Origin of the sequence: Rhodococcus sp. AB351, from assembly GCF_049538275.1 — a bacterium.
In the GTDB taxonomy this organism is placed as follows: domain Bacteria; phylum Actinomycetota; class Actinomycetes; order Mycobacteriales; family Mycobacteriaceae; genus Rhodococcus.
On record NZ_JBMVFW010000020.1, the window covers coordinates 1 to 21,409 of the forward strand.

Sequence of the window (21,409 nt, forward strand, 5' to 3'; positions counted from 1 at the left end):
TGAAGCGGTCCTACGCGCCGCTGCTCGACGTGATCTATCGGCCGGATAATAAGAATCTTTTGGATATGGCGACCCAGGTCCTCGTAAAGCACCTAAAGTGAAAACTCTCCACGAACGGTCCATCTCAGCGCGCACCGCGAATCGCATCGTGGATCCTCACCACTTCGCGCACTCGAGGAAATGAACATGACACGCATACCCCGATGTGGCAAGAATATCGGCGCAAACCGAACCGTGGGCGTGCTCGCCGCCGGAATGGTAGTTGCGTTCGGTTCGGTCGGCGTAGCGGGCGCCGCACCTGCGCCTGCGGTCGAGCGCAGCACCGAAACATACACGTATACCTATACGTTCGACGGACCCGTGACGTGCAACGGCGGACCCATGTATACCTTGACCAGCACCGTTACATCTACGGATCATCTTCTCGAGAATCCGGGCGGAAGAAGAGTTATCCGGTCGGATCTCACCGAGAAAATCACTGGCATTCCGCTGGATCCGTCATTGCCCACGGTCACTGCGACGACCGAAGCAAAGCTCGCCGCGAGCACTTCGACACAGGGAGCCTTCGCCAACACATACCATGGGAAAACAGTCGCGACCTACTCGGACGGGAGCACTGAAACTGCCTCGTTCGTCGGACATACGACCGTCAGTCCGTACCATCAGAAAATCTTGAATTTCGACAGATGTCACTGAGTTCCCATTTCGATGACTTTTCGACCGATTCCGGCATTCTCGGAACCCTCGAACCAACCGAGCTACTTGCCATTCCAGACAACTAGGGACAGAGCCCAGCATTTACTCAAGGTGTTCTCCGGACTGCGAAAGTCCGTAGCTCGTGCCTTCCGCTGCCAGGCCCCGGCTGCACGTGGCAACCCGTAAGAAATGACGAGACTGAGGAAGAATTGGTCGCTGGGCGTTGCAGGTTCCCTGATCGTTGCGACACAGTCGCAGCCTGCGAGATGGTGCTAGTTCCTGGCTGAAGCCAGAAGATGAGCGGTAACCGCATCCCAGTCGGGGAACTCGGCGCTGCCGAATTTGATCAGTTCACCCGTGAAGTCCTTCGCGCCATTGTGGTCGCGGTCGTCGACCAGGAAGTCTCCATGATTGAGGTTCTTGTGGTGCGACAGAATCAATCGTTTGTAGGCGACGGAGGTGGGCTCGATGCCGAAATGCTTCTGTACCCACAGTAGTTTGTCCGACCACGCTGACGGGTTCTTCCACGGCGCAGTCGAGAGTATGTACGCATCGAAGTGTTCGGCCAGCAGTGTGAATGCTTCGATCGCACCGTCGATGGGATCCATCAACGCGAAGATCCCGGGTGCCTCGTCATAGCGGTCCTGGTACTCATGGAAGTCGGCAGCGCCGAGCCGATCGATTCCGGACTTGAAGTGAACCAGCGTGTTGTCGAGATCGACGTAGAGGATCTTTCTGCGATCAGTCACGTCGTGACGATACCTGCGGCAGCTCACCGCGGAAAGACCGACAAAACCCGGCCTGACAGAACGTCGAATCGAAGAGATCGGCAGGTGGCGACTGCCGGTCGACCGCGAGATGATCGGAGTACTCCGATGCTTCAACCGACGCTCGACCTTACGCACAGAGGAGAAAGCTGTGAGAGTGAGTCACCTTCCCCTGCGTCTGACCACTGGCGCGTTCATCCTCAACTCGGGACTCGGTAAGCGAGCACTTTCCTCCGAAGCTGCCGCCGGGTTACAAGGCATGGCCGCCAACGCTGTTCCCGCTGTCCGCACGATGCGTCCCGAGACTTTCGGAAAGACGCTCTCTGCAGCCGAAACGGCACTCGGTATAGCACTGCTCACGCCGTTCGTGCCCTCCGCGCTTGCTGGGGCCGCACTCGCGGGCTTCAGTGGTGGATTTTTGACCATGTACTGGAAAACCCCAGGCATGCACGAGCACGGCTCGATCCGACCCACCCAGGACGGCACCGCCGTGGCCAAGGACGTATGGATGTTCGGGATCGGTGCAGCCCTCGTGATCGACGCACTGGGTCGCAGACGGTAGGTATACGAAGCCCCGTCGTGCTCGTCCTCTTGTTCGAACCGTCAGCGCGCCTGGCGTCGGCGAGCAAGGTGCCTGACACGAGTTGCGGCATTGAACGCCGCCTTCACTGCGCGATCGGCAATCGACCCGTCGGCTGGTAGCAACTGGATCTGGCGGGCGAATTCCATTTGGTCGTAGCGCACAGTGTTGGTGACGACGTGTCCGTTCTCGACGACGAAGTGGTCGAATCCCTCGAGGTCGATGCGACGCCCTGTGCCGGCGATGCCCATGAAGGTTCCGACGTGTTGCCCGGTCAGGTGCCAGTGGACGAGGACATCGTGTCCGGATTCGGCAACCGAGACGATCTCGAGGGTGAAGTCGGCGAGAGCGGCGAAGACCTGTGCGAAATAGGCCGCGATTTCGGCGTGACCGTGACACGTCCCGGTAGGGAAATGCACGGTGGTGTCGGCGGTCCAGAAGTTGCGCAGACTGTCGAGGTCCTGGGCGCTGATGCGTCCGATCGCCCACTGCACGAGTTGGGTCTTGGAGGCATCGTTCGGCGGTGCGATCGGGGTCGAGGAAATGGTGTGATCGGGCATCTCTGCTCCCATGCACGGTGGTGATACTGCACGGAATCTTCCTCTCCCGAGGCTAACGCTCACCCATCCGAACGCGGACGTGAACGACCGCCCACAACGATGCCGGGTAGCACCGGGAAGGCCACTGGTGTCCCGACGCTACGCCGCGGCGCCCGCCTCGACATCGTACGAGCGCCGCAGCGTGAACTTGCTACGCGTGCAGGGCGTCCCGGAGGAAGGAAACAGCCTGGGCGACTGCGGCCTTCGCAGCGAAGGTGTCGTGCAGAGAGTTGACCATCACGAAGTCGTGAATGATGCCCTGATAGCGCACCGCGGTTGTGGGAACACCTGCCCGACGGAGCTTCGCGGCGTAGGCCTCGCCCTCATCACGCAGCACGTCGGCTTCGGCTGTGATCACGAGCGCCGGCGGCAATCCGCTGAGCTGGTCAGTGGTCGCGCGCAACGGCGAGGCGGTGATCTGGGCGCGCTCGGCCTCGTCGGTCGTGTACTGGTCCCAGAACCATTTCATGCCCTCACGCGTGAGGAAGTATCCCTCGGCGAACTCGTGGTAGCTGGCGGTGTCGAAAGCGGCGTCGGTGACCGGGTAGAACAGGACCTGGGCGGCGATATCGATGCCACCACGTTCTTTGGCGAGCAAGGTCAGGGCCGCGGTCATGTTGCCGCCGACCGAGTCACCGGCGACCCCCAGGCGGGTGCCGTCGAGGTTCTTGTCGGCGCCGGCGCTCGCGATCCACTGCGCGGTGGCCCAGACCTGCTCGATCGCGTGGGGATAGCGCACCTCGGGTGAGCGGTCGTACTCGGGGAAGACGACGGCGGCGTTCGCACCGACGGCGAGGTCGCGCACGAGGCGATCGTGGGTGTGGGCGTCGCCGAAGACCCATCCGGCGCCGTGCGTGTAGACGATGACCGGGAGCGTGCCGGTGGCCCCGGCCGGGCGCACGATGCGAACCTGGACCGTCCCGGTCGGACCACCGGGGACCTCGACCCATTCCTCATCGATCGCCGGCTTGAAGATCGGTTCGTCCTGCACACCGTCGACAGCTTTTCGGCCGTCTTCGGGAGCGAGTTGGTAGAGGTACGGCGGGTTGGCGGTCGCCTCGACGAACGCTTGGGCGGCCGGCTCGAGGGAGATGTTCTTCGGGTTCGCGGACATGACGGAACTTCCTCTTGATCGGTGGAGCCGGAAATCGAGAACGATCGTTCTCGCTCTGGTGTCGACTGTAGAGAACGACCGTTCTCAGCGTCAAGAGGGAGCCGAGAATTTCGCCGGAACCCAGCCCGATGAGGCAGAACGCCCACAACCGACGCGGCGGACGAATGCATGACAGACCCCTTGCCGGGCCGAACGAAGGCCTGGAGAACCAGCGTTCTCAGGATGCGTAGACTGGCAGCGTGAACGAGGAGACCCGTACCCGCATCGTCGAAACCGCCGATGCACTCTTCTACAGCCGCGGCTTCGGCCAGGTGGGCATGGACGCCGTGCGCGATGCCGCTGGGGTGTCGCTACGCGCGCTCTACAAGGAGTTCCCTTCGAAGGACGAGTTGATCGCGGCCGTCCTCGCCGGCCGCCACGAGATGTGGACCAAAGGGGTCGAAGCGAAGGTCGACGCGATCGCCGACCCGGCAGCCCGCCTGCTGGCCGTGTACGACTTCCTGAGCGACTGGTTCGCAGACCCTCACTTCCGCGGCTGCGGATTCATCAACGCCTTCGGCGAACTCGGGTCGGCGAACCCGCGCGTCGCCGAGATCGTGCGCGAGCACAAAGCCGATTTTCAGCGGTACGTCGCTCGCCTCGTCGCCGAGGCCGGAGCACCCGACTCGCTCGCTCCCCAGCTCGCCATCCTCGCCGAAGGCGCTCAGACCACCGCGGCCATCGCGGGCACGACGGATGCCGCGGCACAGGCGCGTGCCGCGGCGGAAATCCTCATCAATTCCGCACTGGGGCGGTGATTCCGGCCAGAGTCAGGGTGTCTTCGAACATGGCGCAGGGGTCACCCGCTACGACACCACCCGCTGTCGTGCAACAGCGCCCGACACAGAGTCTCGGTCACACGATTTCGTCGGCAGACCAAGACGTGCAGTCCCCCACATCACGCGCGCGAACATCGTTGGGCGCATCAATGATTCGGGTCGTTCGAGAAGATGGACGACTCGCGCGAACGCAGCTCCGATTCGGGGGTCACCGACGCCGGCCCGATACAACAGGCCGAGGTAGGCGTTCATCAGCCTCGTCTGCACAGACCGATCCCCCGCCACGACGGGCATCCGCAGGTCCGACTCGGCAGACATCGACCACGCCTCGTCGAGGATAGGTTCGATTCCGCGCAGGAACCGGTGCGCAAGCGTGTTCTCGTTCCCAGCACAACACTCGCGAAGACATGAGCATGCCGACCCTGCGGCACACCCCACCGGACACTCGGAGCTTCGGGCAACGTGTCGCGCTCGACGACGATCACTCGATCGAAGCGGTCGCTGAGCGCACGCGCGGCCAACAGACCCCCTACTCCGGCACCGATCACTACCGCAGTCGAGTTCCTGATCTCGGTCATGGCTTCAGTGCGTTGTCACAACAGGGCGAGAACCATCCCTCACTCGGGGGGGGTAATGCGATCCGAGCTTGCGAGCTGCCTGTTGTCAGTTCGACACCAGACGCACGTACAACAACCGGTCGTCCGCGGCGATGACACCGCTCCCGAAGGAATCGATCCGGATCAACTGTTCGCCACGGACGACGCCGAGCACGATCTCGGGCAACTGGCGTGGCGGGAGGCCGACTTCGTGCGGTGCGACCTCACGTTCGGAGACCGCGAAACCGGCCTCCGGGGTCAGCAGGTCCTCGATCATCTCCACCACCGTGGGCGTAGCGGGAGCCAAACCCAGCAACCGGCCTGCGGTCTCGGCCGAGACCACCACCGTATCGGCGCCGGACTGGCGCAGCACATGGGTGTTCTCCGATTCGCGCACCGCAGCAGCGATGCGTGCCTGCGGGGCGAGCTGGCGCGCGGTGAGGGTGACCAGAACGGCGGTGTCGTCCCGGCTCACGGCCACGATGATCGACGCGGCATGCCGCGCCCCGGCCAGTTGCAGGACATCCGACTTGGTGGCCGAGCCGTGCACGGTGACCAGTCCCTGACGCGACGCGGCGTCCAGACTCATCGGATCGGTGTCGACCACCACGATCTCCGAAGGAGGAAGCCCATCGGCGAGTAGGGCATCGACAGCGCTACGGCCCTTGGTGCCGTAACCGACGACCACGGTGTGACTGCGGGTGCGCCGCCGCCACCGCTGGATCTTGAATGCCTGCCGCGAATCCGCGGTCAGCGCCGACAAGGTGGTACCGACCAACACGATCAGGAAGAACACCCGCAAAGGTGTGATGACCAGGACGTTGATCAGCCGGGCCTGCGGTGTCAGTGGCGCGATGTCGCCGTAACCGGTGGTCGACAGTGAGACGCTGGCGTAGTAGATGCAGTCGAGCAGCGAGAGCGGATTGTCCTGCACGTCGCGGTAGCCGTCCCGACCCAGATACACCACGATCACCGCCACCATCAGCGCCGCCAGGGCGTAACCGATCCGGCGTACGATCGCGCGGCCCGGACTGGTGAGCTCCTGCGGTACGCGCAGTACACCCACAAGCGCGAAGTCGGGACGGTCGGTGAGGGTGTCCGGGCGCCCCAGCGGCACCCGCAACTTACCGGGCATGATCGAACGCACCCATCCTTCGGCCGCTCACCGGACTATCCCCGTCATGCCCGTCAGCTTAGGACGATCTGCTCCCCGATGAACGTCGGTCCGCAAGCGGGGCACCCCGGCTGTCGTGTCGGTCATGACGGACGCAGATCCGGCCCGCAGCCCTCCACAGTGCGTCGCGCCGCGTCGGCAACCACATCGGTGAAGGAACCCCCGCTCTCGAGAATGCGACGCTGCCTGATCGCCCCATTACCTCGATCCAGGGTCCCCGAAAGAGCGTCGTGCACGGAGCGGTAGACGTCGAGTTCCTCCAGGATCGGCCGGACCTGAGCGAGCAGTCGCCGGACCAGGTCGACTGCCGGAACCAACTGCTCAGAGCCGAGATCGACACCGCGCCCGGCCAGACCGTCCCGCGCGGCTCTCCAGCACGCCGCGCGCAGCAGCTCCTGGTCGACCGAGGGCGTCGGCTCACCGCGTTCGATCGATGCCGTCGCCTGGGCGACCAATGCATACACCAAGGTGGCCAGCGTGACGGTCTCCTCGACGGTCGCGGGAACATCCGCGATGCGGATCTCGAGGGTCGGATGATGCGCGGAGATCCGCACATCCCAATAGACCATTCGAGGGTCCAGGATCGTGTCGGTGGTGAGCAGCGATTCGACCGCCGCGTCGTAGTGCGCAGCCGAGGCGCACTGCGGGGGCAGTCCCGCGCTCGGCCAGCGCCCCCATCGCAGGTATCGCCAGCTGGCATAACCGGTGTCCCGACCGTCGGCGAGCGGGGAATTCGCGGTCAGCGCCAGCAGAGTGGGAAGCCACGGACGCAGATGGTTGATCAGCTGGGCCGCGCGGTCACGATCGTCGACACCGATATGCACGTGGCATCCGCAGATCACGCCGTCGGCGACGCCACGATAGTGCTGTGCCATGCGTTGGTAGCGAGGCGTGGCGGTGACCGATCCGCTCGGAGGTTCGAAGATCGGTGTGCCGACCGCTACGAGCCGGCATCCTGCGCGCGCTGCGGCGTCGGCGGCCGTCGCGCGGGAGCGGCGCAGCTCTTCGCGTAGGTCCTGCGGGTGTGCACATACCGCGGTGGCGGTCTCGACCTGACACGGGGAGAGCTCGACCTCGAGCTCGATGCCGAGCGTGCGTCCGGCCGCGAGCACGTCGAGACTGCGCAGGAGGGGACGACCGGTACGGGGATCGACCAGGACGAATTCCTCTTCGACGCCGATCGTGGCCGCCGCCCCGCCGCGCACAGGAGAGGTGTCGGTCGGTCCTGTGGCGGCCATGGCGTTCTCCCCACTCGAGATCTCTCACTCTACGAAGGAAGAGCGGCCGGCGTGGGTGTACTGCAGTCGGGATCCGTCTTACCGGACGGTGCGTGTGCGTTGCCGGTTGGCGGCGTGGCGGAGCTGCAGGATCCGCAGACCCCCGGCGAGTCCGACGATCACCGCTCCGGCGATCGCAGCGAACAGCAGTGCGACACCCAGCGGCAACGAGAAGTCCCACGCGAACAGTTCGAGGGTGACGCTGTCCAGGTTCTGCAGGATGAACACCAACAGCAACAGCAGGATCAACACACCGACGATCAGGGCGGTCCACAACGCCCCGGTGCGGGTGCCTCTGATGCCTTTGCCCCGGGCGACGTCGGGATGCAGCCTGCTGGGAGCGTCCGGATCCGGTGTCGCCCCGGATGGGGGTACCGGAGTATCGCTACGTCGCGCGGGCGGCGAGAAGTCGGGGTTCGGATCACCGGGGCCCCTCGAGCTGGTCGTCATGCTCGATCGGGTACCCCGGCCCTGTTCCGGTTATCCCACCGGCAGAATCTTCGCGGTCAGTTCACGTCCCGGCTCCGGACCAGAATCCCTGTGGTTACGACCGCGACGACGATGTAGGCCGTCACGGTGATGAGTGCCCTCGGTCCCGAGATCACATCCACCACCCCGGGTGTGCCCTCCCCTCCCCCGGTGACCGCTCCGACGAGCGATCCGGCTGCGGTTCCTGGCAGGAAGGCCGTCACGTCCTCGACGAGCTGCAGCGCGGAGCCGACGCCTCTCAGCAGATTCTCGACGACGAGCGTCCACACCAGACCCAGGCCGACCGACAGCGCCGCACTGCGGGCGTAGGTGCCGAGCGCGAAGCCGATCGTTCCCCACATCATGAACACGAGGTACGCCGTACCCGCGGAGCGAAGAAATGTGCCGGCGGACGGCATCGTGAGCGGTTGTGATTCGATCGCGGCGAGCGAGACGGACACGATCGTGCACAGCGCAGCGGTGACGACCACCATCGCGGCAACGATCACCGCAAGCGCGAGCAGGGCGCCGATCGTGGGGCGCAGACGGCCATGGGTGAACACGGTCTTCCACGTCCCCCAGCTGTATCCGTTCCCGGCGATGAGGGCACCCAGGACGAGTACGAGCGCGCCACCGAACAACGGTGTGCCCTGAACCAGGACGTCGGGGATCGATTCGGGCAGGACGCTCTGCAGCAACGCTTCGGTCGGCTCCCCTTCCGTGGAGAACCCGGCCGTCCCGGTCGTGTAGGAGACGTACGGGAACACGTAGCCGAAAACCATCGCGAGCAGGAACCACGTTCCGACGGTCGCCCACATCGCCGGCCATGCACGCAACCGGTACAGCTCGGCACGCAAGCTCCGAGCAACGGTGTTGTGCCGTGCGGCAAGTGAGGTGGAATCGGAGTGCGAACGGAGTGTCGAGGCGGACATGTCACGCCCCCTTCGTGGGTGTGGAACCAGTGGTCATTTCGAAGAACACGTCCTCGAGGGTGCGTTCGGCCGGTCCGACCGACGACACATCCACGCCGTCGGCAACGAGCGCGCGGACGACCTCGGGGGCGCGATCGGGCGGCAGATCCAACAGCACCGAGTCGCCGTCGATTTCGAACCCGTTCTCTCCGGCGAGATCCGATGCGATCGAGACCACCCGATGCACGGGCGTGCCGCGAACCTTCAGCACCGCGTCGCCGAGCAGGGTGGAGACGGTCGATTCGCGCACCAGGCGCCCGTTCGCGATCACACCGACGCGGTCGCAGATCTCCTGGACCTCGCCGAGCAGATGACTCGACAGAATCACCGTGTGCCCGGACCGCGCGAGTTCGACGATGAGAGCCCGCATGTCGGCCATGCCGCTCGGGTCGAGCCCGTTCGTGGGTTCGTCGAGCACGATCAACTCCGGGTCGCCGAGCAGGGCCGCGGCCACTCCGAGACGTTGCTTCATCCCCAGCGAGTACGACTTGTACGCGTCACCGCCGCGGTGGACGAGGCCGACCCGAGCCAGCACCTCCTCGACGGATCGGTCGCTCAGCCCACGGTGGCGTGCGAGGGTGCGGAGGTTCCCTCGTCCCGACAGGTACGGGAAGAAGCCGGGACCTTCGATGAGAGCGCCCGTGGACGCTGATGCTTCGCGCGATCCGGCCGGCTTGCCGAGAACCCGGACGGATCCGGAGGTCGGGTGGATCAGGCCGAGGATCATGCGGAGTGTGGTGGTCTTCCCGGCGCCGTTGGGCCCGAGGAATCCGTAGATCTCGCCACGTCGGACGGTCATGTCGACGGAGTCGGCGGCGGCGCGGTCGCCGTAGCGTTTGGTCAGGGCCGAGGTCTCCACGACGATGTCGGTCTCGGTGGAGTGCACCCGGCCGGGCGGGTCGGTGGTGGTGATTCGGGTGTCTTCGGTCATGCTCCGATCGTGGTCAGGAAAGGCGCCGTCGTCGTCCGCCGACGGGCGTGATCGAGCTACGCAGAATTGCGTAGAGAATGCGCACCGCGTCGATCGGCCGGCGCGGCTAGCGTCGAAAGATGTGGGAATCGATCACAGCCGTGCGGTCGCCGACCCGGTGATGCTGCGCGTCGGGTTCGCGGTCACTCTCGCTGCCCTGGTCACCGTGGCGACGCTCGGGGCGAACAGCATGCGACCGCTGCCCGCCATGATCGGTGCGGGGGTACTCGCAGCGGCATGCGTCGGGGTCGCGCTGACCGCTCCCAGATGGCCCCGAACAGCCCTGATCGCGGCTCCTGCACTCGTGGGCTTGTACTTCGCGACGGGCGGCGCCGACGGGCCGATCTTCCTCCTACCCGCACTGACGGCGTTCGGTGCGGCGAGTGTGAGGCCGGTCCGAGAGCTCACTACCCCGGGCCTCATCGCAGGTCTCGTGCTGGTCGCCGGGATGACGGCGCGGGTCGTCGTCACCGGATATCCCGCATGGGTCGCGATGTGGCAGACGCTCGGCACCGCGGCCCTCGCCGTCGCCGCCGCTGCGGTGGGCTTCTGGCGGTCGGCGCGGCGGGATGCGAACGCCGAACGGGTCCGCCGCGCCGCGACCGAGGAACAACTACGGATCGCCCGCGACCTGCACGACGGCGTCGGGCACGGACTCGCAGTGATCGCGATGCAGGCCGGCGTCGCACTGCACGTGCTCGAGCGCGATCCCGACGCGGTGCGGGACGCGCTGGTCGCCATCCGCGACACGAGTCGCGATGCGCTCGGTGAGCTGCGCGCCGAACTCACGACCCTCACCGGAGACACCGCCGAGCGCCGCCCGCAACGCGGTCTCGCCGACCTGCCGGTCCTCGTCGACCGGATCCGGGCTGCCGGACTCGACGTCGACGTGAAGGTGCCGGCGCGTCGACTGCCCGCCGACGTCGATCACGTCGCGTACTCGATCGTCGCGGAGGCGATGACCAACGTTCTGCGGCACGCGCGAGCAAATACGGTGATCGTCGAAATCGCGTGTGAAGGGCAGACGGTGACCGTGCGGGTCGCCGACGATGGGCGCGGCCGCGCGACGGACGCATCCACCGGCGGACTCGGACTTCGTGCGATGGAGGATCGCGCGGCAGCCCTCGGCGGAACGCTCGTCGCCGAGCCCGGACCCGATCGCGGATTCGTGGTGCGGGCGGTGCTCCCCGTCGGTGCGTCCGAGCGTGTGGAGGACTCGCTGTGACCATCCGGGTGGTGCTCGTCGACGATCAGGCCCTCGTCCGGGTGGGCCTGCGGACGTTGTTCGCTTCCGAACCGGATATCGAGGTCGTCGGCGAGGCGGCCGGCGGCATAGAAGCACTCGCAGTCGTGGCGCACACCCGCCCCGACGTCGTTCTGTGCGACATCCGGATGCCCGCACCGGACGGTCTCGAGGTGTTGCGCCGGATCACCGCCGACCCTGCGCTGCGAGATGTCCGCGTCGTGATGCTCACGACCTTCGAGTTGGACGAATACGTCTTCGAGGCATTGCATGCCGGCGCGAGCGGATTCCTGCTCAAGGACGCGGAGCCGACGGCCCTGCTCGATGCAGTGCGCATCGTCGCCGACGGCGGATCGCTGCTCGCACCGTCGGTCACCCGGCGCGTGATCGAGCACTTCGTCCACACGCAGGACACCGCGCAACCGCACCCCCGGATCGGGGAACTCACGGCGCGGGAACGTGAGGTCGTCGCGTGGGTCGCGACGGGGCGCTCGAACAAGGAGATCGCCGACGAGCTGGTCGTCAGCCCCGACACCGTGCGCAGGCACGTCTCGCGCGCGATGCTCAAACTCGGCGCTCGCGACCGGGCACAGCTGGTCGTGTTCGCGATCCGATCGGGCCTGCAGCCGTGACGGCGCCGGTTCTCTCCGAACAGCAAGCGACTCCGCATAAACAGCGCTCATCTACCCGGCACGAGGTCGGCAGGAGCCCTGGACAAGGGTCCTAAAATTATCGGTATCACCGCCCCGGAATCAGGGGCGACGAGCGGTTTCCGTCCGTCTGCGTCGGGAGGCAGCATGCCCAACACCACCAGCGACGATCTCGAAACCCTGCGCAGTGCGATGCAAGGGGTGGTGCTCGGACCCGGCGACGACGGGTACCACGAGGCACGCCGCGTCTGGAATGCCGACATCGATCGTCGGCCGGCTGCGATCGCCCGGTGCCGCAGCACCGACGATGTGAAAGCCGCGGTCGCCTTCGCGCTCGAACACGACCTGGAACTCGCAGTGCGCGGCGGCGCGCACAGCGGCGCGGGGGCCTCGGTGGTCGACGACGGCCTCGTCGTCGATCTCGGTGCCCTCAACAAGGTGACCGTCGACCCGGTGAACCGATTGGCACGGGTAGAAGGTGGCGCTCTGCTGAGCGATGTCGACGCCGCCACCCAGGTGCACGGATTGGCTGTGCCGGCGGGGCTGATCAGTCACACCGGAATCGGGGGCCTGACTCTGGGCGGTGGCATGGGTTGGCTCACCCGGCGCGCCGGATTGACCATCGACAACCTCGAGTCCGCCCGCATGGTCACCGCCGACGGCCGACTCCTACATGTGACGGCGCATGAGAATCCGGATCTGTTCTGGGCGATCCGCGGTGGGGGTGGCAACTTCGGCGTGGTTACCGAATTCGAGTTCCGATTGCACGAGGTCGGTCCCCTCGTCTCGGTCGGTCTACTGTTCTGGGAGCTCGAACACGGCCCGCAGGTCCTGCGGCTCGCCCGGGACACCATCGAAACCCTTCCCCGCGACTTCAATATCGTCATCGCCGCGCTCAATGCTCCACCGGCGCCCTTCGTCCCCGAGCAGTACCACCTGCGCCCCGGCTACGCGCTGATCGTCGTCGGGTTCGGCGCCCTTGAAGCGCACGAGGAGCTTGTGGCACGGCTCCGCAGTGCTCTGCCCCCGCTGTTCGACTTCGCCACCCCGATGCCCTTCGCCGATGTGCAGAAGCTGTTCGACGAGGCCAACGCCTGGGGTTTTCACACCTACGACACGGGCTGCTATCTCGACAGTCTCTCCGACGACGCCATCGCCGCGGTCGTCGAGCATGTCCCGCAAAGGAACTCACCGCTGTCCGCGCTGCTGTTCTACCGCCTGGACGGCGCGTACTGCGAGGTCGCGGACGACGACACCGCATTCGGCGGTAGCCGCACGCCCCGCTTCGCTGTCTTCTTCGCCTCGATCTGCCCCGCCCCGGACCTGCTGCCCGGCGAACGGTCCTGGGCGCGCGAGTTCTGCCGGGATCTCGGCCGGCAGTCGGCACTGTCCGGGGCGTACGTGAACGTGATGAGTGAAGCCGACACCGAACAGACGCACGGTACCTACGGTGACAACAAGTATGCGCGCCTGGCCGCGGTCAAGGCAAAATACGATCCCGGCAATGTCTTTCATCGAAACGTCAACATCACCCCGGTGAGTTCACCGACCTGAACCGACCGATCCCACGAGGCGATCGACGGCCCGACCGATTCTACGAGAAGGAATCGGCGCAGCGTTCGCCGAACATGACGGATGGGGCGTTGAGTCGGCACGCGGAATCCGAGGCAGAACCGAGACGTCGGCGACGCGCAGGCTCTCGACTCCACGAACACGGCGTTTCTCGTCGAGGGGACTGTCGGCCTCGCTGCCCATCGCGACACTGCACGACGGATGATTCATCGTCATCGCGGTGCTCCTGAGGTGCATCTCGAGATCCGTGCCGGGGCCGGGAAGAAGTTCGCGCTCGACGTTGGACGCGATCGGCTCGGTCGCGATGATCTCGCGCGTCCGCTCGAATGCCGGTACGAGCGCGTCCACGTCGCCGCGTTCGACCAGGAGGTTCGTCCGGATGGCCCGCGGAGTCGCGGGATCGGATGAGCGGATCAGCACGGTTCCTCGACTCTCGGGCGTCCAGTACGAAGACAACTCGAGTGACACACTCTCACCGAATGTCCCACCACGGGCGCCGCTTCTGCAGGAACGCTGTCATCCCCTCCGCGGCTTCCTCAGAGCCGAACATCCGTGCCGAACGTGCTGCCAGGTCATCTCCGTAACGATCGAAATCCTCGAGGATCCGCTGCGTGACGAGGCGTTTCGATTCGGCCAGACCCTGCGGTGAGCATGCACGGATCTCCGCGAGTAACTCCACCAGGACAGCTCCGGCATCGGCCACCGAGAGGGTGACGAGACCCTCGGAACATGCCTCCTCGGGACCGAACCGTTCGCCGGTCAGGAAGTACCGTGCAGCCGCGCGCGGCGACAATCGCGGGAGCACGGTCAAGGAGATGATCGAGGCGGCCAGACCGAGCCGTGCCTCGGTGAGCGCGAACGTCGACGCCGGCCCGGCGACCACGATGTCGCAGGCACCGATCAGCCCCATGCCGCCGGCGCGGACGTGCCCGTCGAGGCGGGCCAGGACCGGCTTGGGGAGCTCCAGGATCTGCCGGAGCAAGGCCGTCATGTCGCGGGTGCGTGCGGCAGCCGTCTCCTGCGCGGATCCGGAAGACCCGCTCAGATCTGCTCCGGCGCAGAACGTTCCACCGGTGTGGGTGAGGACGACCGCGCGGACGTCGGGGTCGGCGGCCGCGTCGGCGAGTCCGCCGCTCAGTTGGGTCAGCAGCGGTACGGACAGGGCGTTGCGGTTGTGCGGGGAGTCGAGGGTCAGTGTCGCAGCGCCGTGGTCGACGGCGTAGCGCACCACCACCGGATCGGGTTCGGTCATGACAACTCCTCGATGTGGTTGCCCCCTTCGCTGTCGGGACTCTCGACCAGTGCGGACACGTCGTGCGGGGTGACGACAGCGAGGACGGTGCCGACGGCGACCTGATCGCCGACTTCGACGGCGAGCGTCGTGAGCGTGCCGGCAGTGGGTGCGGTGACGGTGTGCTCCATCTTCATCGCTTCGAGCCACACGAGAGGTTGGCCCGTGTCCACCACATCGCCGACGGCCGCGCCGAGCCGGATCACCGATCCCGGCATGGGTGCGAGCAGTGATCCTTCAGCAATTCGGGCGGTGGGGTCCACGAAGCGCGGCACCGCGGTCAGGCGCACCGGTCCGAGTGACGAGTCGACGTGCACCGCGTCGCCGTATCGCGCCACAGCGAAATGCCGGCGGACACCGTCGACGTCCACAACCACGCGATCCGGTGTGAAGCCGACGACGCCGAGGTCGTCACGGCCGTCGACGTGGACACCGTCGCGCGTGAGCCGGTAGCGCACGTCGTGGTCGTTGTGGACGCCCGTGAATCGTTTGACCTGCGGCTGCGAGGGCAGATTCCGCCATCCCGAGGGCAGGCCCGCATTCACCGTGGCAGCGGCGCGATTGGTGGCCGACTCCGCCAGAGCAGCGGCGATCGCGGAGAGTGCTTCCGCGTGCGCTGAGGCGAGCGGGGCGGACAGTTCCGTGAGTCCGTGGGTGTCGAAGAAGGCGGTGTCGGTCTCCCCCGCACGGAAGGCGGGGTGTTTCAGCACCGCGACGAGGAGGTCCCGGTTGGTGACGATGCCGTGGATCTCGGTGCGCGTCAGCGTCGACGCCAGCAGACGCACCGCCCGGTCGCGGGTAGGCGCGTACGAGATGACCTTGGCGAGCATCGCGTCGTAGTGGACCCCGACCTCCGATCCCGCGACGACACCCGAGTCGACGCGCACACCGGTGCGCCGGAGCACGTCGAACTCGCGTGCCTCGTGCGGCAGCGCGAAACGGTGCAGGGTGCCGGACTGCGGTTGCCAGTCCCGGCCAGGGTCCTCGGCGTAGAGCCTGGCTTCCACCGAGTGGCCGTGCACGGGTGGCGGTTCGGGGTCGAGAGGGTCACCGTCGGCGATGCGGAACTGGAGGTCGACGAGATCGAGCCCGGTCGTGCATTCGGTGACGGGATGCTCGACCTGCAGGCGCGTGTTCATCTCCAGGAAGTGGAACTGCCCCGAGCGGTCCGCGAGAAACTCGACGGTGCCGGCACCCTCGTACCCGATGGCCTGGGCAGCGCGCCGGGCGGCGTCGAACAGGCTTGGACGCATCCCCTCGATCGCGTCGACGAGCGGCGAGGGGGCTTCCTCGATCACCTTCTGGTGGCGACGTTGGATCGAGCATTCGCGTTCGCCCACCGCCCACACCGTGCCGTAGTGGTCCGCGAGGATCTGGACCTCGACGTGCCGCCCGTTCTCGAGATACCGCTCGCAGAACACCGTCGGGTCGCCGAACGCCGACGCGGCCTCCCGGCGGGCAGCATCGAGTTGCCCCTGCAGGTCGGCCAATGTCCGCACCACCCGCATTCCGCGCCCTCCACCGCCGGCGGATGCCTTGACGAGCACCGGGAGATCGGCGTCGGTGATGTCGGCGGGGTGGAGTTCGGCGAGAACCGGGACACCGGCGTCGGTCATGATCTTCTTGGCCTCGACCTTCGAGCCCATCCGTTCGATCGACTCGGGGCGCGGTCCGATCCAGATCAACCCAGCGTCGAGCACCGTACGCGCGAATCCGGCTTTCTCGGAAAGGAATCCGTAACCCGGATGGACCGCATCGGCACCCGCCGCCAACGCTGCCGCGACGATCTTCTTCGCGTCGAGGTAGGTCTCGGAAGGGGTGACTCCCGCAAGTCGCACGGCGGCATCGGCGTCGCCGACATGCGGACTGTTCGCGTCGGCATCGGAGAACACCGCGATCGCCCCGAGTCCGGCCCGACGACACGACGCGAACACGCGGCGGGCGATCTCCCCGCGATTCGCCACGAGCACCGTGGTGATGGTCGATTCGGTCACGGGAACCTCACATCCGGAAGACGCCGAAGGATTCGGCACCTCTGATCGGGGCGGTGGCAACAGCCGACAAGCACAGTCCCAGCACGGTGCGGGTATCGCGGGGGTCGATGATGCCGTCGTCGTAGAGACGACCGGACAGGAACATCGGCAGTGATTCGGCTTCGATCTGGTTCTCGACGGCCGCGCGCATCGCCTCGTCGGCGGCTTCGTCGAAGGCCTGGCCGCGCGCCTGCGCCGCTGCGCGGCCCACGAGAGAGATGACCCCGGCCAGTTGGGCACCGCCCATGACCGCAGATTTGGCGCTGGGCCACGCGAACAGGAACCGCGGATCGAAGGCACGTCCGCACATGCCGTAGTGACCGGCGCCGTAGGACGCGCCGATCAGGATGGAGATGTGCGGCACCGTCGAGTTGGCGACCGCGTTGATCATCATCGCCCCGTGCTTGATCATGCCGCGTTCCTCGTATTCCCGACCCACCATGTACCCGGTGGTGTTGTGCAGGAACAACAGCGGCGTATCGGCACGGTTCGCGAGTTGGATGAACTGCGCCGCCTTCTGGGACTCCTCGTTGAACAGCACGCCGCGCGCATTGGCGAGAATCCCGATCGGATAGCCGTGCACCTGTGCCCACCCGGTCACCAGCGACGACCCGTAGAGCGGTTTGAACTCGTCGAAGTCGGAATCGTCGACGACGCGGGCGATGACCTCACGCGGATCGAAAGGTTGCCGAAGATCCTCGGGGACGATCCCAAGCAGCTCCTCGGCGTCGTACCGCGGTTCGCGTACGTCCGTCCGGGGTGCCGGGCCGGCCTTGCGGTGGTTGAGGCGTCGCACGATGCTGCGACCGATGCGCACCGCGTCCTGTTCGTCGACCGCGAAGTGGTCGGCCAGACCCGAGATACGCGCGTGCATCTCGGCGCCGCCGAGTGACTCGTCGTCGGATTCCTCACCGGTGGCCATCTTCACCAGCGGCGGGCCGGCGAGGAACACCTTCGACCGCTTCTCGATCATCACGACGTGGTCGGACATGCCGGGGATGTATGCGCCGCCGGCGGTCGAATTGCCGAAGACCACTGCGATCGTGGGGATACCTGCCGCCGACAACCGGGTCAGATCGCGGAAGAGCCGGCCACCGGGAATGAACACTTCCTTCTGCGTCGGAAGATCCGCGCCACCGGATTCGACGAGGGAGATCAGCGGCATCCGGTTCTGCAGCGCGATGTCGTCGGCGCGCAATGTCTTGCGAAGCGTCCACGGATTACTGGTTCCCCCGCGCACGGTGGGGTCGGTGGCCACGATGACACATTCGACGCCTTCGACCACGCCGATGCCCGTGACGACGCTGCCGCCGACGGGAAACTCGGTGCCCCAGGCCGCGAGCGGTGAGAGCTCGAGGAACGGCGAGTCGGGGTCGAGGAGCAGTTCGATCCTCTCCCGCGCAAGCAACTTGCCTCGGTCGTGGTGTCGCCGGACGTACTTTTCTCCCCCGCCGGCGAGGGCCCTGCCGTGTTCTGTGTCGAGTTCGGCCAGGCGAGCACGCATCGTCTCGGCGGCTGCGCCGTACTCGGTGGAGCCGGGATCGAGGGTCGAGATCAAGGTGCTCACGTGTGCTTCTCCAGCAGGACGGTGGGGATATCGATGTATCTCGCGCGCAACCATTCACCGAGGCCCTTGGCCTGGGGGTCGAAGCGGGCACGGGAGGCGACGCCGCGACCGAGGATTCCCTCGATCACGAAGTTCACGGCTCGCAGGTTCGGGAGCAGATGACGCGTGACGGACAAGGGTTCGATCTCGGGGAGCAGACCCTTCAGCGTGTCGACGGTGAGAGTGTTTGCAAGCCATTGCCATTCGACGTCGGATCGGACCCACACCCCGATGTTGGCGTCACCGCCCTTGTCGCCGCTGCGGGCACCGGCGATCGTGCCGAGCGGAACGCGACGAGTATGTCCGGGCGACAGCGGCGCGGGCACACTCGGGTCCGGCAACGGTTCGAGGGCCCGGGTGGTCGCCGCGGCCGGGATGTCGACGCGGGTGCCGTCGGGCATTACCGCGACGTGCGGCACGCGCGTCGCTTCGACGTACTCGGCCGTGTAGACACCGTAGGCGGTGCCCGGACCGGGCGGAGCGGTGACGAAGAACCCGGGATAGCCGGCAAGGGCGAACTCGACGGCCGTCGAGGTGAATGCGCGTCCGACGACGTCGGGGTCGGGATCGCGCGCAGTGCAGCGCAGCAGAGCGCTCGCGGTTTCCTCGGTGTCGGCATCGGCACGGTCGGTGCGGGCGAGAGTCCATTCGAGTTCGGCAGGCCGTCTCGACAGGTCCGATTCCATCTGAGATCGCACCAACTGGGCCTTCGCGTCGATGTCGAGTCCGGTGAGGACGAAGACGACCTCGTTGTAGAACCCGGCGAGCGCGTTGAGACACACCTTCAGGGTCGGTGGTGGCGGCTCGCCCTTCACCCCGGTGATGCGGACACGATCGGGTGCTTCCCGGCTCAACATGACGGTGTCGATGCGCGCGGTGACGTCGGGGTTCGCGTAGCGTCCGCCCGTCACCTCGTACAGCAGTTGTGCGGTGACCGTGCCGACGGTGACGGCTCCTCCCGTGCCCGGATGCTTGGTGATCGTCGCCGCGCCATCGGCCTCGATCTCGGCAATGGGGAATCCGGGGCGGACGAGGTCGTCGAGTTCGGTGAAGAACGCATAGTTTCCGCCAGTCGCTTGGGTACCGCATTCGATGACGTGCCCTGCGACAACAGCACCAGCGAGTGCATCGAAGTCATCGGGTGCCCAACCGAAGTGGGCGGCGGCAGGACCGACGATCACCGAAGCGTCGGTGACGCGCCCGGTCACGACGATATCGACTCCGGCATCGAGGCACCGCGCGATGCCCCATGCACCGAGATACGCGTTGGCGGTCAGCGGGCGCGGGTCGGCGTCGAAACCGAACTCGTCGATGCGAGCGAGGAGATCGTCGCCTTCGACGTGGGCGATGCGTGGTGACAGACCGAGCCGATCCGCAACCGTGCGCAGCGCCGAGGCCAGACCCGCAGGGTTGAGACCTCCGGCGTTCGCAACGATCCGCACCCCCTTGTCGAGGGCGAGACCCATGCAGTCCTCGGCCTGCCGCAGGAACGTCTTGGCGTAGCCGAGCTCCGAGTTCTTCAGACGGTCACGACCGAGGATGAGCATCGTCAGTTCGGCGAGGTAGTCGCCGGTTACATAGTCGAGTTCGCCGCCTTCGAGCATCTCGCGCATCGCCGACAGACGGTCGCCGTAGAAACCGGAGCAGTTGCCGATTCGCACGACGCGGTTCACGCGATCCGCTCCTGGACCGGTTTGCGTGCCCGCTGAAGAACGAGCGGAGAGAGACCGTCGAGAAGCTCGCGCAACTCCACCATGTGGTCAGCGTCACATGTCGCTGCTCTCGGAGCAAGCACTCATGACTGTTTGGCGCGGCCCATGTTCATAACCCGCCGGGCCAAGAGTGGAATCACCGCTGTGTGCGGCGACGACGCCTTCCATCCGGCACGTCGGATTGTCCGGCCGGCTCTGCGGCTCCTCGACTGCTCCCGAACTCGACGGCATCTGCGTCCGCACCTCGGCCGGTCAGTGCCTGCACCACCATCTCGAGGTCGTGCAGCGTCACCTCATCGGCCGATGAACGGCCTTCTTCATCTCGAACGGAACGGGCCATGACAACTCCTGACAGAAGAACCACCGACCGCACCGTCGACCGTCGCAACACGAACAGAACCATCGCCACACGAACCGGCACCGGCAAGGCAGCGGGCCCGACATCATCGGCAGGCCTGCGACACCGGCAAGTCTAATCGCGCCCGGAAGTATTTTTCGCCGCGATCGGTCGCGCGCACGTAACTGGCCCGGGCGACGAACGTCGAAATCGTCACGGCTCGTCGTTCGCAACTCCTGCCTACCCAGCGGCAGATACCGTGGATGCATACTTCACCGAGGTCAGGAGTTGCCGTGCCGAAGCTGGAGATCAAGCAGAAGGCCGAACTTTCCCGAAAGCAGGCATCCGAGCGGTTGATTGCACTCGGCCGCGCCTTGGCGACGGGATCCGAAGTGGAACTGGACTCGGGAGGTGACACCATTTCGCTCGTCGTCGCCGACAGACTCGAATGGGAACTCGAAATCGAGGTGGACGGCGACCAGGTCGAGATCGAGGTCGAATTCAGTTGGCGCGACGCCCCATCCGACAGTCCACAAGCCGAAGCGGACGACGAGGAGGAAGACGACGAACCGGACGAAGAAGCGGACACCGCCGAAGGTTCGGATCAGGACCCGGATGAGGACGAGGACGAAGGCGAGCCGCAGCAAACCGAGCCGCGACGACGAGCCCCGGTCAAGAAGGCGGCGCGGCGTGGCCGGCCACGTAAGCGCGCCGCCGACTGATCGATGCACAGCCCCTGCGCCGTTCCTCCTCTCTCGTCGCCGTAGGGACGATGCAGCGCAGAGTCACCATTGACAGCTACTTCATCTCATTTGATACTTCAGGATCATGCTGCGCATCAGGTAGGTGATGGATGTGGCGGTCGAGGGAGGGAAACTTCTCGCGCGTGCCCTGGAGTCCGCCGACGTATCGGACGCCTTTGCACCACGCAGAGG

Annotated in this window: 20 protein-coding genes and 1 pseudogene; 7 read left to right on the plus strand and 14 right to left on the minus strand. The window is 66.1% G+C overall.

Translation table 11 applies throughout. The features are described from left to right. The first annotated feature begins 186 nt into the window (after positions 1-186). Positions 187-696, plus strand: a complete 510-nt coding sequence (locus ACPCXD_RS21755) for a hypothetical protein (RefSeq protein WP_143543577.1) — start codon at positions 187-189, stop codon at positions 694-696. Positions 697-968: 272 nt separating this feature from the next. Here the strand turns inward: ACPCXD_RS21755 and ACPCXD_RS21760 are convergent, their stop codons facing one another. Then, positions 969-1,445: a 5' nucleotidase, NT5C type gene (locus ACPCXD_RS21760; protein WP_016696393.1), complete on the minus strand. Its 477-nt coding sequence runs from the start codon at positions 1,443-1,445 to the stop codon at positions 969-971. A gap of 169 nt (positions 1,446-1,614) precedes the next feature. On the opposite strand from ACPCXD_RS21760, the gene ACPCXD_RS21765 reads away from it, so the two are divergent. Beyond that, the gene (locus tag ACPCXD_RS21765; RefSeq protein WP_423661125.1) at positions 1,615-2,025 is read left to right on the plus strand and encodes a hypothetical protein; all 411 of its coding nucleotides are present in this window, start codon (positions 1,615-1,617) and stop codon (positions 2,023-2,025) included. Positions 2,026-2,066: 41 nt separating this feature from the next. Here the strand turns inward: ACPCXD_RS21765 and ACPCXD_RS21770 are convergent, their stop codons facing one another. Both ACPCXD_RS21770 and ACPCXD_RS21775 read right to left on the minus strand, forming a co-directional pair. Next, complete coding sequence (locus tag ACPCXD_RS21770) at positions 2,067-2,603, minus strand: ester cyclase (protein WP_024100970.1); 537 nt, start codon at positions 2,601-2,603, stop codon at positions 2,067-2,069. 190 nt (positions 2,604-2,793) lie between these two features. After that, positions 2,794-3,756, minus strand: a complete 963-nt coding sequence (locus ACPCXD_RS21775; protein WP_160875428.1) for an alpha/beta hydrolase — start codon at positions 3,754-3,756, stop codon at positions 2,794-2,796. Between the two features lie 239 nt (positions 3,757-3,995). On the opposite strand from ACPCXD_RS21775, the gene ACPCXD_RS21780 reads away from it, so the two are divergent. Then, positions 3,996-4,553 (plus strand): TetR/AcrR family transcriptional regulator, encoded by a 558-nt coding sequence (locus ACPCXD_RS21780; RefSeq protein ID WP_088899180.1) that lies wholly within the window; start codon positions 3,996-3,998, stop codon positions 4,551-4,553. A 428-nt stretch (positions 4,554-4,981) separates the two neighbouring features. On the opposite strand, the pseudogene ACPCXD_RS21785 reads toward ACPCXD_RS21780, so the two are convergent. The 6 genes and pseudogenes from ACPCXD_RS21785 to ACPCXD_RS21810 all read right to left on the minus strand — a co-directional run. Beyond that, positions 4,982-5,152: pseudogene (locus tag ACPCXD_RS21785) on the minus strand (NAD(P)-binding protein); the annotation flags it as partial. An 85-nt stretch (positions 5,153-5,237) separates the two neighbouring features. Further along, positions 5,238-6,305 carry a potassium channel family protein gene (locus tag ACPCXD_RS21790; protein WP_024100965.1) on the minus strand — a complete coding sequence of 356 codons (1,068 nt, stop codon included), beginning with the start codon at positions 6,303-6,305 and terminating at the stop codon, positions 5,238-5,240. A 122-nt stretch (positions 6,306-6,427) separates the two neighbouring features. Then, positions 6,428-7,582 (minus strand): carboxylate-amine ligase, encoded by a 1,155-nt coding sequence (locus ACPCXD_RS21795; protein WP_016696400.1) that lies wholly within the window; start codon positions 7,580-7,582, stop codon positions 6,428-6,430. Between the two features lie 78 nt (positions 7,583-7,660). Beyond that, positions 7,661-8,071 (minus strand): LapA family protein, encoded by a 411-nt coding sequence (locus ACPCXD_RS21800; protein ID WP_080597815.1) that lies wholly within the window; start codon positions 8,069-8,071, stop codon positions 7,661-7,663. A 56-nt stretch (positions 8,072-8,127) separates the two neighbouring features. Further along, on the minus strand, positions 8,128-9,021 hold the full coding sequence (locus ACPCXD_RS21805; RefSeq protein WP_016696402.1) for a hypothetical protein: 894 nt from the start codon (positions 9,019-9,021) through the stop codon (positions 8,128-8,130). Between the two features lies 1 nt (position 9,022). Continuing rightward, on the minus strand, positions 9,023-9,991 hold the full coding sequence (locus ACPCXD_RS21810) for an ABC transporter ATP-binding protein (protein WP_088899182.1): 969 nt from the start codon (positions 9,989-9,991) through the stop codon (positions 9,023-9,025). Between the two features lie 121 nt (positions 9,992-10,112). On the opposite strand from ACPCXD_RS21810, the gene ACPCXD_RS21815 reads away from it, so the two are divergent. The 3 genes from ACPCXD_RS21815 to ACPCXD_RS21825 all read left to right on the plus strand — a co-directional run bounded on the left by ACPCXD_RS21815 (position 10,113) and on the right by ACPCXD_RS21825 (position 13,477). Next, the gene (locus ACPCXD_RS21815) at positions 10,113-11,255 is read left to right on the plus strand and encodes a sensor histidine kinase (protein ID WP_423661126.1); all 1,143 of its coding nucleotides are present in this window, start codon (positions 10,113-10,115) and stop codon (positions 11,253-11,255) included. Beyond that, on the plus strand, positions 11,252-11,905 hold the full coding sequence (locus tag ACPCXD_RS21820) for a response regulator (RefSeq protein ID WP_423661127.1): 654 nt from the start codon (positions 11,252-11,254) through the stop codon (positions 11,903-11,905). The genes ACPCXD_RS21815 and ACPCXD_RS21820 overlap by 4 nt, the downstream gene beginning before the upstream one ends. Before the next feature lie 165 nt (positions 11,906-12,070). Next, on the plus strand, positions 12,071-13,477 hold the full coding sequence (locus ACPCXD_RS21825) for an FAD-binding oxidoreductase (protein WP_423661128.1): 1,407 nt from the start codon (positions 12,071-12,073) through the stop codon (positions 13,475-13,477). Here the strand turns inward: ACPCXD_RS21825 and ACPCXD_RS21830 are convergent. From ACPCXD_RS21830 to ACPCXD_RS21850, 5 genes are read right to left on the minus strand one after another with little or no spacing between them, the layout of a single operon-like run. After that, positions 13,466-13,915, minus strand: a complete 450-nt coding sequence (locus tag ACPCXD_RS21830; protein ID WP_160875438.1) for a GMC oxidoreductase — start codon at positions 13,913-13,915, stop codon at positions 13,466-13,468. The genes ACPCXD_RS21825 and ACPCXD_RS21830 overlap by 12 nt on opposite strands. Positions 13,916-13,967: 52 nt before the next feature. Further along, positions 13,968-14,747 (minus strand): enoyl-CoA hydratase family protein, encoded by a 780-nt coding sequence (locus ACPCXD_RS21835; RefSeq protein ID WP_088899186.1) that lies wholly within the window; start codon positions 14,745-14,747, stop codon positions 13,968-13,970. Then, entirely contained in the window at positions 14,744-16,780 is a 2,037-nt protein-coding gene (locus tag ACPCXD_RS21840; protein ID WP_423661129.1) for an acetyl/propionyl/methylcrotonyl-CoA carboxylase subunit alpha, read from the minus strand. Before ACPCXD_RS21840 ends, ACPCXD_RS21835 begins: the two co-directional genes overlap by 4 nt. A 7-nt stretch (positions 16,781-16,787) precedes the next feature. After that, on the minus strand, positions 16,788-18,386 hold the full coding sequence (locus tag ACPCXD_RS21845; protein ID WP_016691406.1) for an acyl-CoA carboxylase subunit beta: 1,599 nt from the start codon (positions 18,384-18,386) through the stop codon (positions 16,788-16,790). Continuing rightward, on the minus strand, positions 18,383-20,038 hold the full coding sequence (locus tag ACPCXD_RS21850; protein WP_423661150.1) for an acyclic terpene utilization AtuA family protein: 1,656 nt from the start codon (positions 20,036-20,038) through the stop codon (positions 18,383-18,385). The genes ACPCXD_RS21845 and ACPCXD_RS21850 overlap by 4 nt, the downstream gene beginning before the upstream one ends. 729 nt (positions 20,039-20,767) lie before the next feature. On the opposite strand from ACPCXD_RS21850, the gene ACPCXD_RS21855 reads away from it, so the two are divergent. After that, positions 20,768-21,196 carry an amphi-Trp domain-containing protein gene (locus ACPCXD_RS21855; RefSeq protein WP_423661130.1) on the plus strand — a complete coding sequence of 143 codons (429 nt, stop codon included), beginning with the start codon at positions 20,768-20,770 and terminating at the stop codon, positions 21,194-21,196. Positions 21,197-21,409 lie beyond the last annotated feature (213 nt).

Bases quoted from the DNA above. Each gene is read 5' to 3' on its own strand.
- ACPCXD_RS21810 (WP_088899182.1), bottom strand. From the start codon at position 9,991: ATGACCGAAGACACCCGAATCACCACCACCGACCCGCCCGGCCGGGTG.
- ACPCXD_RS21790 (WP_024100965.1), bottom strand. From the start codon at position 6,305: ATGCCCGGTAAGTTGCGGGTGCCGCTGGGGCGCCCGGACACCCTCACC.
- ACPCXD_RS21795 (WP_016696400.1), bottom strand. From the start codon at position 7,582: ATGGCCGCCACAGGACCGACCGACACCTCTCCTGTGCGCGGCGGGGCG.
- ACPCXD_RS21850 (WP_423661150.1), bottom strand. From the start codon at position 20,038: ATGCGCGAGATGCTCGAAGGCGGCGAACTCGACTATGTAACCGGCGAC.
- ACPCXD_RS21805 (WP_016696402.1), bottom strand. From the start codon at position 9,021: ATGTCCGCCTCGACACTCCGTTCGCACTCCGATTCCACCTCACTTGCC.
- ACPCXD_RS21800 (WP_080597815.1), bottom strand. From the start codon at position 8,071: ATGACGACCAGCTCGAGGGGCCCCGGTGATCCGAACCCCGACTTCTCG.
- ACPCXD_RS21825 (WP_423661128.1), top strand. From the start codon at position 12,071: ATGCCCAACACCACCAGCGACGATCTCGAAACCCTGCGCAGTGCGATG.
- ACPCXD_RS21835 (WP_088899186.1), bottom strand. From the start codon at position 14,747: ATGACCGAACCCGATCCGGTGGTGGTGCGCTACGCCGTCGACCACGGC.
- ACPCXD_RS21755 (WP_143543577.1), top strand. From the start codon at position 187: ATGACACGCATACCCCGATGTGGCAAGAATATCGGCGCAAACCGAACC.
- ACPCXD_RS21775 (WP_160875428.1), bottom strand. From the start codon at position 3,756: ATGTCCGCGAACCCGAAGAACATCTCCCTCGAGCCGGCCGCCCAAGCG.
- ACPCXD_RS21770 (WP_024100970.1), bottom strand. From the start codon at position 2,603: ATGCCCGATCACACCATTTCCTCGACCCCGATCGCACCGCCGAACGAT.